Below are 13,849 nucleotides of genomic sequence, written 5' to 3' on the forward strand. Positions count from 1 at the left end.
CTGGTCCATACAGATTTCGTTTCTAAGATGGGGATGAAAATACCTCATCGCTATCACTACCTGATATGAGCCAACGCTTTATCCAAGGTCATGCCTGTGTCATCGGCGTGGGTGGAGACTTGCCCAATACGGTTGATGATGCGATCGCTCTGGCAAACATCCTCAAGGATCCAGAACGTTGCGCATACCCATCGGAGCAGGTGCGTACTCTAACTCAGGCAGAAGCAAAGCGAGAGGATATTTTAGCTGCGTTGGATCAGCTAGCGCGGTCAACCACGAGTAACTCGACGGTAATCATTTATTTTTCTGGGCATGGCTATCAGGTCAACAGCCCGATGGGGGAAGCCTACTACCTAATGCCGTTTGGCTACGACCCCAGCAAACTCTACAAAACGGCGATTAGTGGTATAGAACTGACGAAGAAGCTACAGGCAATTCCGGCAAAGAAACTATTATTGTTGCTGGATTGCTGTCATGCGGACGGTTTGGGAGAGGCGGCTGATTTGCGGTATGAAGCGGAAAAAGCACCCCTACCCCCAGAGGCACAGGCAATTTTTGCTAAGGGACAAGGGCGGGTGATGATTGCGTCGTCTCGCGCGGATGAAAAGTCTCTGGCGGGACGACCCTACAGCGCCTTTACGCTGGCTTTGATCGAAGCGCTGGCTGGGAAAGGTGCATCGAAGCTAGATGGCTATGTGCAAGTGGCAGATTTAGCGCTTTATGCCCGTGAGGTCGTGCCGCGTCGAACGGGCGATCGCCAGCACCCAATTTTAAACTTTGACCAAGCGGATAACTTTGAACTGGCCTACTATGCGGGCGGCGAGAAGGAGCCCAAAGAACTGCCGTTTGCTGCAAAACCAGAGATTGAATCTGAACCGGGTGAGTTTAACCGTCAGGTAATCAACAATACGCAGATTGAGGCGGCAGGCGATCGCTCGGTGGCCATTGGCGGCGATGCGCAAGGAAGTACCATCATTACCGGAGATGGCAACATGGTTGACAATCACAATACGGTGCAGCGGGTAACGCAGCAGGGCAAATACAATCTCAATGTGGGTTCTGCAACTGGTTTACAAATTGGCGATACGTATCACGGTGCTAGCTCTCCTAGCTGGGATGATGAGGATACTCACAAAGCGCGACCGGAAAGGCTGAAGCGATCGCCCGCAGCGCAGCACCAGCCTCCCGCTGACAGCGATGGTCAAAAAGAAGTGTTCATTTCCTATGCTTGGGGTGGCAAAAGTGAGGAGATGGCAAACCAGATTGAGCAGGCGCTGGTGGCTGAAGAGATTTCGCTAGTCCGCGACAAGAAGCACTTGGGCTTTAAAGGTCGTATTAAAGCGTTTATGGAGCGGATAGGGCGCGGTAAGTGTGTGGTGGCGGTGATTAGTGAGAAGTATCTCAAGTCTGAGAACTGCATGTTTGAGCTGCTGCAAATTGCTAAGAATGAGCAGTTTTATGAGCGGATCTTTCCGGTGGTACTGGAGGATGCCAGAATCTATAAACCGATTGATCGGATTCAGTATGTGCAGTATTGGGAGCGAGAGATTCAGGAGCTAGATCAGCAGATTCGTAGCGTTTCGGCTGCTAATTTGGAGGGTTTTCGGGAGGATATTGATCTCTACAATGAGATTCGCCAGTATCTACCGAGGCTAACAAATATTCTCAAGGATATGAATTCGCTCACGGCTCAGATTCATAGTGAGTCTGGTTTTGCTGAGTTAATTGAGGCGATTCAGCAGAAGCTAGAGGAGTAGGACTGTGAGCTTTTCTAAAATAGAGGAAATCTTGAATAGGATTGAGGCAAAAGAATACACGAACGAGGATATTGCTGCACTGCGTCAGCTACTGCAGGAGCAACACAATCAGGTTTTTCAACAGCTAAACAGTAAATACAATATTTATATTGAGCAAGGACAAAATATTCATATTGGCGATCGCAATTACGCGAATTGGAACGATGTCACTCAAAATGATGAAGATATCGAAAACCTGGTTAAATACATTCAAGATTTTGTACCTCCCTTACCTAAAGAATTATCTCGGAAAGACTATGTCTCCTTGAGAAGCTTTTTGGCAGGTGGTAGCTGGAAAAAGGCTAATGATGCAACGAGAAGAATTATTTTGAAGGCGGTTCAAGCTGGAGAGAATTCTTGGCTTAGCGATGAACAGGTTCAAGGCTTTCCTTGTCAGGTTTTGAAAATCATTGATGATTTATGGTTGCAATACAGCAACTCACATTTTGGCTTCAGTGTACAGCTACAAATTTGCAAGGAGTCTGCTAAAGATCCACAAGTCTTTGGCGATCGCGTAGGCTGGCGTACTCAAGGAAATTGGATCTCTGCTGGTGGGGCTATCTATTCTCTTAAAGATGCTCCAACAGGTCATCTTCCATGGGGCATCGTACAAACCATGACGTTAGATAATGCAGCCCTGAATGCTTATGTAAGTGGTCTTAGAGGAGTTATGAAAGCCAGCATACAGCAAGATTGGCAGAAACAGCTTCTTGCAGATACCATGTCTTTCTTTGGCTCCTGGATTGGCGATAAAATTGATAAAGAGGAACTCAAAAGAAATTTGGAGTATGAACTTTCCCATGATCAGGCGTGGTGGGAAAAACAGAGGTTGGAAGAGATAAATGTTCGCAAGCTCTTTTCCTTACTATCGACTTGTTTCAAGTAGTGTGTGATTTGCAAAGCTCTGGCTTGACAGTAGCCTATCTTAGCAAAAGTACTATTCTGCTGACTTCGCAGCCGCAAATACTTCAGCAGCCGTCAAGTTCAAGCTACCCAACTGAGAAGATTGCAATCTGTCCTCTCCCCTCAGCGTTTTGGCTTCCGCATAGCAACCCTCTCTCAGCTCTAAAACTAAAATCGCCGCTTCCTGCGGATCGACAATCCAATATTCCGGCACGCCTAGATCCTGATACTGCATTCGCTTCGCCACATAGTCCCGGTTCCGCTGCACCTCGCCCGGACTGACAATTTCCACGACTAGCACTGGCGGAGCCATCGACATCCGAATCGTATTGCGCTGCCGCAATTGCTCAATATGTTCTTCTCGAATCACAGTCAAATCTGGATAGCGGTTCCTTGGCTCTCCTCGCACTTCCAGCTCTAAGCCGTGTCCTCTGACACGGCGATGACCGACAATCGGGAGCAAAGCCGCAAACAGCAGATTGGCAATCTCGACATTCCAGCCAGATTCAGGCGGCACTTCGACTAATTCTCCATTAAAAAGCTCGTATAGCTTCTCTGTCCCGTCATCATAAGACAGATACTCTTCAAAGCTCTGAAACCGTTGCTTTGGGTGCTTCATAGATTTGAGGCCGTAGTAATGCTGTTAGCTTTCATTAGTGAGGTTTACATATCGGCTTGGTGATCATAATCACCTGCACTCTACTGATTTGCTTCTATATTCTGAAGAGAAAACAAATCTCTGTAAGAAATGGGATAGTCTTCGGTTTAGCTGTCCAGGGTTAGAATCAGTCAAGGCAGATAGTATCGAACTTAGAAAGCGGTTCTGTCTTAACGAAACAGTTTAAAAGTTCCTCAATCGTAATATTGAGCATGGCAGTACCGGATAACCTGAGTGAAATTTTAGAAAGGGTTAGAACCAGAACCTCTACGGTTGAAGATCTAGAGTTTTTGAGACAGGCACTCAGTTATCCTATGTTGCAAACTGTTTCACAGTCAGGTAAGTACAACACCAATGCAAGCCAGGGCAACTTTTATATTGGCGATCGCTACGGTCCTAGCGTTGATGATATTCGAGCCATTGTACAAGCACTACAAACGCTTCAGGGAAAAGAAGCCCATAAATCTCTAAAGCAACCTGAAAAATTGTCTGAAGAAGAACTGTTGTCAGCCTTAGTAATTGAGCCTCAACTTATAGAGCTTATCAACTCTCGTTTAACAGCATTAGAGGAACTACATCAAGCTGGCTATCTTTCTAATATCCAAGAAGCCGAACTTAGTCTATTCAAAGGCAAGATTCGCTCTTTAACGGAGATGAACTGTGAGCTGAAAGTGCTTGCAAATGATGCTAATCAGATGCTTTGCGAGGCTATTGCTGCACTAGAAGGAAGGCTACAAGATTTGGATATATCGCAGATAAAGGACTTGCGAATAGCTCGTTCTAAAGCCTGTTTACAGCAACAAATTGAAATGTTTAGGCGGTTTCAAACAGAGCTTGAGGACGGCAAGATTGTCGTTTGTTGGTTAGATGAGCAGCGATCGCAAAATATTGCTCAAGTTTTAGGACAGAGCGCTCTAGATGCTTTTTCAGATATCAAAGAAACTGCTTCATCTCGTCAAGTAGAAGCCTTTTATTTTTCAATCGATCAATTTTTAGAAAGACTAAGCCACTGCTTGACTTGGGGTAGAAATAATATTCTGCTCAATCCCACTACACCAATAGTATTAGCCGATGAGCTATACATAGCTGCATTTGAAGAATTGAAAAGTTTCATTCCTGGCCATTTACCAAACAGCGGCATTAGTCAGTTAAGAGAACATATTGACTATTTAATAGAAAGGTTACCGAATTATCAGCATGTCTCTATTGAATAATCAACTTCACCTACCAAATTTCATTTCCCACTCAATCTGTAACTTAATTTCTCGTAACTTATCAGCTTTATTCGCTAGACTCGATCCCTGTGAGGCTTGTATAACCGCCTCATCTAGTGAGCACCCCTGTTGAATCAACTGCTTCGCACTTTGCTTGAGTCGTTCTTCGGGAGTCATAAGCTTCAAGACAGCTTAGTTTATTAAGTTCAATTGTTTATACGAAGATAAATTTGAGCATCAGGAAAATTTGGCAGCAATCAAAAAAATATTTCTTGCTTTTTCGGAACTGTTCGGAACTATTCTATCTACAGAAGGAGATAGGTAGATGCACAAGACTATTTGCGAGTCATACTTTAACAAGCTATTGCATAAACTTCTTTTGCTCTCGCTTTTGTTTGTCTTCTAATTGTTGATCTGCCTTATCTGCTGCATCTTCAAATCTTTTCTCAAATTCTTTGACTGCTTCGTCGGAGTCGCATTTGCTACCCTGGGTATTCGTTAGATTCGCTTTGAAGCGATCGAGAGAAGTCATATAGCTACTCTAGGTATATCTGCAAACACTGTATTCAGGTCAGTGAAGGCTTTATCAGAAAAATCTGAAAAGATGCACGCCAAAGTAGATGAAATTCAGCTTAGTACAAGTGAACTAAGCCGGCAAGCGTTTTAAATTAGGTTGGTACTCTTGATAAGTCCTGATTTTGTAGGAAGTGCTGGAAGTGCTTGACTGTAAGGTGTGTTGCAGCGTCAGCTTGGGATATTTGGAACAACAAACTTAACTTGCGCTCAGTCGCCAGATGGGATAGATTTTGGAGCAATAGCTGTATGTGTGCAGCTTGACTATCACCCCAAAAATTTGGTCGTGCGGTGCCGAGAGTTGCTACCAACAATCTCCCGACACCTGACCCCTTCGACAGGATTCGGCTGTCTCGGAGGCTGAGGTAATTTTACCTATAGCCGTCCCGAACTGCTATGTCTGGGGCGGCTAAATTTTTGGGATTTCCTACCCCACTTCTTGAAGGAGGAGTCCCAAAATGCTGTTTTATATCAACCCGAATCTCCCGGATTTCACCAATCTGGGAGACACAGAACCCCTGCGTCTAAACGTGTCCCGCGCCCAGCCGGAGCGAGAGCGCCTGCGCCACCTGATTATGGGGTCGCCAGAAGGGGTACGCGAGGCGATCAAGGTCTTGCACGTGCTGAACTACGCCGATCAGGGCTTGTGGAATAATCTGCTGACGATTCCGGAGTCGGGCATTTTGCTGACGCCGGAGCAGGGCGAGGTGTTTAGCTACCTGCTGCGCTATCGCCCTCTGAGCTAGGCGCTCTAGGGACCGGTTTCTACACTGGGTATGAGGTGAATGACGCTGGCAGCCTCAGAAACCGGTCCCTGGGGTGAACGCTTGCAGGTCTTTCGCTAGCTTTTCGATCGCTTTGGCAATGTCAGTCCAAGCCTGATCGCGATCGCCATTGTCTTGAGAAAAGGTAATGACTGGTTTGCCGTCCTTGGGCAAAGCGTTTAGCTTTTTGAGAATAGGTTCACTTGTCCACATGCAGGGGCGCACAATGATGGGAATAACTCGCATCCCTTCCGATTGGCGGCGATCGAGCAGCCTAGGAACTTCCTCCTCGTTGATGAAACCAGACTCAATGAAGTCAGCGCTAATGAGTAGTAAGGCGATATCTGCTTCGTTCATTGCGGCTTGAATAGAGTCATACCAGTCATCTCCCGGCACAATCAGACGATCTTGCCAAGTTTCAATGACGTTGCGCCGCTTCATACCTGCCAACATTTTATCTAGCTTTTCTTTGAATTCCTCATCCTCGTGAGCATAACTGATGAATACTTTGGGAGTCTTCATAGTTTTTTCGGTTTGGGTAGGCCAGGATTTTACTTGATTTTCGAGTTGAATACTTGCATTTGAAATAGCTCTAACCCAGCTTGTACCAGGGCGTAAGTACAAGCGTTCACTAAGAAAAGAGTATGCCAAATCATCAACTAGTCCCTGCACGTTGACCATTGAATAACTTTTCGGACACTGAATTTCTGGCTGTCGATCAACGATGAATTTGTTTAATACTTCTCTTGAGTAAAAATATGGTGACTGGCAACCGCCGCAACTAGAGCAATTACAGGGAATTAGCTTCTTACACTTATCTTTCAAACGCTCGTAGGAGGTGTTAATTTCGTCGAGTTTGAAGCTGACGACTGTGAGAAAGTCGCGGCAGTGGGTGCCACTGGTGCGGATGTGGATTTCGCCTTTGTGGTAGTACTCGATAACCTCGGCGCGGGCGGAGCCGTTGTTGAGCACAACCCCGTCTTTCCAGACCAGCTTCTGATGCTCAATGAAGCGATGCATTTCCACAATGAAGCGGGTCAGAATGCCCTTGGGCATAAAGTCATAGTGATAGCGCAGCAGTAGATTGTTGCTGTCGTCCCAGTCGTAGACGGGCTGCTCAATATCGAGGAGCTGAGGGGCAATGTATTCACAATCGCTGCCGGGGATTGGGTAGCAGAGCTTGAAGTTCACCATAAGCTGCAACAGCTCGTCCTGCATATTGGCGTATTCGCTGTCACTCCAGATGGTGTTGAGCTGGGCGCGGCTGAAGCGGCCCATATTTTCTTTTACCTCAGCGGTGTCGAGGGCTTTGTAGACTGCGGTGGTGCCCCATTCCGGCTTGAGAATGACGATTCTTTTGAGAATGGGGTCTTCGTGGAAGTGGAGGCAGACGCCGAGATCATGCAGATACCGGCTGAGATTGAGCATTTGTGTCTGATCGCTAAACTGGTTTTGCTCACACAGCTCAAAGTATTTTTCAATGGAGATGTAGTTGCAGCTTCGAGCGTAATTTTCTAGGCAGGCGCGGACGCGCACCCAGATCTTGGGCAAAGGGGTGCCGACGTGGGGCAGGGCGATGATGTATTGCTGAATTTTGGCTTTAATCTCGTCGAGGCCGCGATCGCCTTTAAGATTTGTCGGTAGAGTCTCTTTCAGATTGCCAAACTCGCCTCGCAGTTGGCGCTCGTTCACCTGGCAGGTGCGGTCTTGCTTTTCATTCTTGATGATGAAGACGGGGCTGTTGTCGCTGAGGAGTTCAACGACGTTTAGCCAGTAGTAGAGGTCGGTGTTGTCTTGGCGGGTGTCAACGACAACGGCGTAGAGGGAGCGTTTAGTAAGGAAAAACTGGTGGGTAGCGTGGTAGATCTCTTGGCCGCCAAAGTCCCAAATGTTGACGCGGAAGGTTTCGCCATTGGGATGGTCGAAGTTCCAGCGGATAACGTCGATGCCCTCGGTCGATTTTTCTTCCGGTTGGAGTTCGTAGTCTGCATTTTCAATCTTTTTGGCGAGGGTCGTCTTGCCTGCCCCACCCTCACCCACAATGAGAAATTTGGCTTCGTAAAGCGGTTCACTTTCATCCGGGTCGAGGGTCTGAAAGTAAAAGTCAAGAATTTCGGTGAGATCACCTGGATCTTCGTAGAGTTCTTTTGGCCCTAAAATCTCAGGCGGAATAGGAATCGGATTGCCTCGCAAGTCCAGTTTTTCCAGTTTGGAAAGCTGCCTAATTTCCAGTGGCAGGCTGCTCAGTCGGTTAGAACGGAGGTCGAGCGATCGCAGGTTCGTGAGTTGGACAATCTCAGGCGGCAGGCTGCTCAGTTGGTTATGGCTGAGGTAGAGCGATCGCAGGTTCGTGAGTTGGACAATCTCAGGCGGCAGGCTGCTCAGTTGGTTATGGCTGAGGTCGAGCGATCGCAGGTTCGTGAGTTGGACAATCTCAGGCGGCAGGCTGCTCAGTTGGTTATTCCAGAGGTTGAGCGATCGCAGGTTCGTGAGTTGGACAATCTCAGGCGGCAGGCTGCTCAGTTGGTTATTGCTGAGGTTGAGCGATTGCAGCGCCGGGAGCTGGACAATTTCGGGCGGCAGGCTGCTCAGTTGGTTATTGCTGAGGTTGAGCGATTGCAGCGCCGGGAGCTGGCCAATTTCAGGCGGCAGGCTGCTCAGTTGGTTATTGATGAGGTCGAGCGATCGCAGCGCCGGGAGCTGGCCAATTTCAGGCGGCAGGCTGCTCAGTTGGTTAAAGCGGAGGTCGAGCGATCGCAGCGCCGGGAGCTGGCCAATTTCAGGCGGCAGGCTGCTCAGTTGGTTAAAGCGGAGGTCGAGCGATCGCAGCGCCGGGAGCTGGCCAATTTCAGGCGGCAGGCTGCTCAGTTGGTTAAAGCGGAGGTCGAGCGATCGCAGCGCCGGGAGCTGGCCAATTTCAGGCGGCAGGCTACTCAGTTGGTTTGAGCCAAGGTCGAGCGATCGCAACGCCGGGAGCTGGCCAATTTCGGGCGGCAGGCTACTCAGTTGGTTTGAGCCAAGGTCGAGCGATCGCAGCGCCGGGAGCTGCCCGATCTGAGCAAAGACATTCTCTAAAGAGTTGTCATAAAAGCGAAGCGTTTTGAGCTGCCGAAGTTGAGCGACTTCACCAGGGATGGCCGTGAACTTATTTTCGTCACAAATAAGTACTCGTAGATTCGCAAGCTGCTCAATCTCGGTTGGCAAAGTGCTGAGCTGATTCTCACTCAGCATCAAAATCCGTAACTGCCCAAGCTGCCTAATCTCGGCTGGCAGCGCCTCAAGCTGATTCCCCTCCACCAGCAAAGTCTTGAGCCGCGTCAGCTTGCCAATCTCTGCTGGCAGTGTCTTGAGCTGATTCCCCACAAACTCGCTCCATCGCCGCTTACGCTTACCCAAAATCAACGTTTCAAGCTGTGTCAGTCGCCCAATCTCCGGTGGCAGCTCAGTCAGCTCCTGCCCTGACAGATCCAGCCTCTTCCAACCTTCCTCAGCCGCTTGGTCAATCAGGCGCAGCAGTTCATCACGGGTCATCAGCAGTCTCAAAACGGCATCCCTTCAGTTTTAGCAGAGGTATCGCCAAAACCGTTCAGTATAGGGGTATTGCGGGTAAGAACTAGAGCCGGGCTAGGGACCGGTTTCTGCACTAGGTATGAAGTGAATGACGCTAACAGTACCAGAAACCGGTCCCTACCAGAAACCGGTTCCTGGGTTAGAAGGCGAGAAAAATAGGGAAATCACCCCCTGCAGCGCCTATCCGAGTTCGGTATATTAGAAATAAGGATCGCTTATGCTTTAGACGCGATGCATAGGTTTACACAGAGGAGGCGATCGCCATGACGACCCATAAAGCGTTTGAATTTGTCGAGATTACCTTTGGAGCCATATTCAAGACAGCTATTTTGCTCACCCTGGTCTGGGCGCTAGGTAGCTACGTCACTGCCATGTAAAATGCCAGCCTTCATAGAGACTCAAATCCTCTCCATGAAGGCTTTTGACTAATTTAAGCCTGAGCGGCCTGAGTAGTTTTATCTCGGTCTAGCTTGAGGACAACAACGCCCAGCGGCGGCAGGGTCAGATCGATGGAATAGGGCCGATTATGGAAAGCCCATTCTTCGCTCCACTTGCCGCCCAGATTACCCATATTGCTGCCGCCAAAGTCGCGGGAGTCGCTGTTAAACATCTCCTGATAGAAACCCGCTTCTGGGACGCCGACCCGGTAGTGGCTGTGGGGTTGGGGGGTGAAGTTGCAGACTGTGACGATAAAGTCTTCACTGTCCTTATCCCAGCGGATAAAGGAAACAACGCTGTGGCGATTGTCGCTGCAGTCAATCCACTCAAAGCCTTCCTGAGCAAAATCTTGCGTGTATAGCGCCGGTTCGCTGCGGTAGAACTGATTGAGCTGACTCATAAAGTGCTTCAGCTTTTGGTGCGGCTCGTACTGCAGCAGGTGCCATTCCAAATCGCCCCAGACATTCCACTCCCGCCACTGAGCAAACTCCATGCCCATAAACAGCGTCTTCTTGCCGGGATGCATAAACATGAAGGTATAGAGGCAGCGCAGATTGGCGATCTTTTGCCAGTCATCTCCCGGCATTTTGCCGATCATGTTGCTCTTGCCGTGCACCACCTCATCATGGGATAGCGCCAGCATAAAGTTCTCGGTGAAGGCGTACCAGATGCTAAAGGTGACGTTGTTCTGATGGAACTGGCGGAACCAGGGATCCATGTGGAAATAATCCAGCATGTCGTGCATCCAGCCCATATTCCACTTGAGGTTAAAGCCTAAGCCGCCCACATAAGTAGGCCAAGACACCATCGGCCAGGACGTAGACTCCTCCGCGATCGACAGGACGCCGGGATAGTAGCTAAAGACAACATGATTCGTCTGCCGAATAAAGTCAGCAGCTTGAATATGCTCTCGTCCGCCATATTCATTCGCCACCCACTGCCCCGGATCGCGCAGATAGTCGCGGTAGAGCATAGAGGCCACCGCATCCACCCGAATGCCATCAATGTGATACTTATCAAACCAGAAGAGAGCATTGGCAACCAAGAAGTTGCGCACCTCATGTCTGCCGTAGTTGAAGACCAAGGTGCCCCATTCCTTGTGCTCGCCAATGCGAGAGTCGGCGTACTCATAGAGATGGGTGCCGTCAAAGAAGGCAAGGCCGTGGCCGTCTTTAGGGAAGTGGCCCGGCACCCAGTCCACAATCACGCCAATGCCGTTTTGGTGACACTGATCGATGAAATACATCAGGTCTTGAGGACTGCCGTAGCGAGAAGTGGCCGCGTAGTAGCCCGTTACCTGATAGCCCCAGGAGCCATCAAAGGGATGCTCGGCAATCGGCAGCAGTTCAATATGGGTGAAGCCTAAATCTTTGACATAGGGAATTAGCTTATCGGCCAGCTCCCGGTAGGTGAGGAATCTAGCACCTGGTTTGAGATCGGCAACGGTGACAACGGGTTCAGTGCTACCGTCAGAACGCTTAGCGGGTTCAGCCGAGGAACCATTCAGCCAGGAGCCGAGATGCACCTCATAAACAGAGACAGGCTGGGTCAGCGGGTCGGTGTGGCGGCGCTGCTCTAGCCAAGCTTCATCATCCCATTCGTAACCGTCTAAGTCAGCTACGATGGAGGCTGTCTTGGGCCGAATTTCCTGCTGAAAGCCGTAAGGATCAGACTTTTCGTAAATGTGACCGGCGGGATTTTTGATTTCATACTTGTAGCTAGCCCCTACTCCCACTTCTGGAATAAACAGCTCCCAAATGCCATTGCCGGTGCGCCGCATCTGATGTTTACGGCCATCCCAGTGATTAAAATCGCCTAGAACAGAAGCATTGCGAGCGTTGGGTGCCCAGACAGCAAAATACACGCCGGGAACGCCGTTGATTTCAGTGGGATGTGCCCCCAGCTTTTCGTAAATGCGATGATGATTGCCCTCGGCAAAGAGATGAACATCAAAGTCAGTAATCTGAGGACTTCTAAAGGCGTAGGGGTCATAGATGAAGCGCTCATGTTCGCCTTCTTTGTAGCGGAGCTGATAGTTGGCCAGTTCATCTGTCTCAATCACGCACTCAAAGAAATGAGGGTGATGCGAGGTTTTCATCTGATATTCCTGACGCGCCTCCGGAAAGACTAGCCAAACTTCGTCGGCTTGAGGCAGATATGCCCGCACGGCCCAGACAGATTTACCATCTTGCTGAATCATGTGAGGACCGAGAATCTCAAACGGATCGTGGTGCTGATTCCAGACAATCCGATCGATCTGTTCGGGGGCAACGGTTAACGCCATAGATTTTGACCCAACTCTAAAATTTATAAAACTGCGTTAGACCTCGGTGCTGGGGACAGCACGGAGTAATAAGCAACTTGAGAAGCGGATAGGCCCACAGCCTGCCTCAAGCAGGCGCGATCGCCCAGCACTGATTTAGCTCTTTGTACTCAAATATGGTTATATGCGAATTAGATTAACAAAACTTAGTGGGGTTTCGTCTTTTCCCTGAGAAAATGTTTGCCTGCTAAGGGCCAAAATGGGCTGCTGTCAGGGGATAGGCACAAAGGGTAAAAGCGTCCTCGCGGCTCGCCGTAGCTGTAGCAAAAAGATCGCCTGTCGCAGATCCGATCTAGGAGTAGGACTTTCTATCCGCTCAGCCAGCTCGGCCTGTAGCTCAGCGTACTCAGCTAGGGTCAGAGGTTCGCCATTAAGCGGCGATCGCGCTTCTAGGATAATCTCGTTGCGCATCACCTCTTCTGGAATGTCCTCAGCCGGGGGCAGTGCCTGAGCCGGGCCAGTCAACAGCAGTAGGCTAGCGCTGCCCAGTCCGCTGAGCCAATATTTCAAAGTCATAGCTGAATTACATTTTTAGATCCACTCTACAGCGTCTGTTCTCAAGTGGGGAGAGAAATGAGCGCGATCGCCTATTGAGCAATCAGCGAGCCTAAAGTTAGACTCGCTGAGCACTGATCGACCACTGACTAGCTATTGCTACTCTGGCAGGCCCTCTTGGGTGGGCTGCCGGTAGATCACCGGATCCGGGAAGTTGGGTGAGACAACGTAGATCGTGCCTGTCCCTTCTGCGCGGCCAATCTCAATAGTGTCAAAGCCATCCTGGATGAAGGCAATTTCGCTATCGACGATATCGAGGAAGCTGCCGCCTTGGCTAGAAGTAGCGCCCACCACGATGTCCTGACTTAGGGTAAAGGTGCCAAACTGCAGGGTGCCGCCGTTGCTCTCGATCGTGCTGCCGTCGGCAATATCTACTTCGTCGCCCAAGTAGGTAATGTTGCCGCCTTCGGCCCCCCCGCTAGCATCAGTGCTGCTGACCACTACGAAGCCCGCCGACAGCTCTACGTCGCCGCCGCTGCCCAAATCTGAGCTGACATCGATGACGGCAGGGCTGCCATCTGGGGCCGCATTTGTCGTGTCAATCTTGGTCGGCTCGTTGCCGCTGTAGGTGATGTTGCCGCCGAGTCCGGCATCTCCAGCGCGGGCGATCGCGCTGCTGGTGGTAATGTTGCCGTCTGCCACTGAGAGGGAGATATCACCGGCATCGAGCAGCGCCGAGCTGGCGTCGATGATGCCGTTACTGGTGTCTATATCGCCAAAGTCTTGACTGACCGATAGATCAATATTGCCGCCAACCTCAGCCCCGGTGGAGTTAGATAGCAAGCTGGCAGTGCTGATGTTGCCATCCACGGTTGACAGCTCAATGTCACCGCCTGCGCCTAGACGGGTGCCCGTCGATAAGGTGCCTGTCGTGGTGTTGATGGAGCCGGCTTCGCCATTGACCGTGAGAGTGATGTCGCCGCCGGTGGTGCCTGTGGTCTCGGAGAATGAACTAAGGTCGCTGGCGCTGATGCCGCCGCGATTGGTATTGAAGTCAATATCCCCGCCGTTGCCGCCGTCAGAGGTGGCATCATAGCTGCCGCTGGTGGTGTCAA

The 13,849-nt window shown here is 49.9% G+C and carries 9 protein-coding genes and 1 pseudogene; 4 read left to right on the top strand and 6 right to left on the bottom strand.

What is annotated here, in order from left to right:
• Positions 1 to 65 precede the first annotated feature (65 nt).
• Complete coding sequence (locus QJQ48_RS12355) at positions 66 to 1,757, top strand: caspase family protein (protein ID WP_346291536.1); 1,692 nt, start codon at positions 66 to 68, stop codon at positions 1,755 to 1,757.
• 4 nt (positions 1,758 to 1,761) lie between these two features.
• The gene (locus tag QJQ48_RS12360; protein ID WP_346291537.1) at positions 1,762 to 2,682 is read left to right on the top strand and encodes a GUN4 domain-containing protein; all 921 of its coding nucleotides are present in this window, start codon (positions 1,762 to 1,764) and stop codon (positions 2,680 to 2,682) included.
• Between the two features lie 51 nt (positions 2,683 to 2,733).
• Here QJQ48_RS12360 and QJQ48_RS12365 read toward each other — a convergent pair whose 3' ends face one another.
• On the bottom strand, positions 2,734 to 3,318 hold the full coding sequence (locus tag QJQ48_RS12365; protein ID WP_346291538.1) for a Uma2 family endonuclease: 585 nt from the start codon (positions 3,316 to 3,318) through the stop codon (positions 2,734 to 2,736).
• 251 nt (positions 3,319 to 3,569) lie between these two features.
• Here QJQ48_RS12365 and QJQ48_RS12370 point away from each other — a divergent pair, with 251 nt between their 5' ends.
• A complete protein-coding gene (locus QJQ48_RS12370; protein ID WP_346291539.1) occupies positions 3,570 to 4,571 on the top strand; it encodes a hypothetical protein in 1,002 nt (333 codons plus the stop codon).
• A gap of 361 nt (positions 4,572 to 4,932) precedes the next feature.
• Here the strand turns inward: QJQ48_RS12370 and QJQ48_RS12375 are convergent, their stop codons facing one another.
• Positions 4,933 to 5,103 (bottom strand): hypothetical protein, encoded by a 171-nt coding sequence (locus QJQ48_RS12375; protein ID WP_346291540.1) that lies wholly within the window; start codon positions 5,101 to 5,103, stop codon positions 4,933 to 4,935.
• A 499-nt stretch (positions 5,104 to 5,602) separates the two neighbouring features.
• On the opposite strand from QJQ48_RS12375, the gene QJQ48_RS12380 reads away from it, so the two are divergent.
• Positions 5,603 to 5,890, top strand: a complete 288-nt coding sequence (locus tag QJQ48_RS12380) for a hypothetical protein (protein ID WP_346291541.1) — start codon at positions 5,603 to 5,605, stop codon at positions 5,888 to 5,890.
• Between the two features lie 54 nt (positions 5,891 to 5,944).
• Here QJQ48_RS12380 and QJQ48_RS12385 read toward each other — a convergent pair whose 3' ends face one another.
• The 4 genes and pseudogenes from QJQ48_RS12385 to QJQ48_RS12400 form a co-directional block, all read right to left on the bottom strand.
• A complete protein-coding gene (locus tag QJQ48_RS12385) occupies positions 5,945 to 9,439 on the bottom strand; it encodes a leucine-rich repeat domain-containing protein (RefSeq protein ID WP_346291542.1) in 3,495 nt (1,164 codons plus the stop codon).
• Positions 9,440 to 9,908: 469 nt separating this feature from the next.
• On the bottom strand, positions 9,909 to 12,200 hold the full coding sequence (gene glgB, locus QJQ48_RS12390) for a 1,4-alpha-glucan branching enzyme (RefSeq protein ID WP_346291543.1): 2,292 nt from the start codon (positions 12,198 to 12,200) through the stop codon (positions 9,909 to 9,911).
• A 249-nt stretch (positions 12,201 to 12,449) separates the two neighbouring features.
• A complete protein-coding gene (locus QJQ48_RS12395; RefSeq protein ID WP_346291544.1) occupies positions 12,450 to 12,755 on the bottom strand; it encodes a hypothetical protein in 306 nt (101 codons plus the stop codon).
• Positions 12,756 to 12,893: 138 nt separating this feature from the next.
• Positions 12,894 to 13,849: pseudogene (locus tag QJQ48_RS12400) on the bottom strand (hypothetical protein); the annotation flags it as partial.

The sequence above is a fragment of the Sphaerothrix gracilis Ecp01 genome (assembly GCF_030405905.1).
Classification (GTDB): Bacteria; Cyanobacteriota; Cyanobacteriia; order Phormidesmidales; family Phormidesmidaceae; genus Sphaerothrix; species Sphaerothrix gracilis.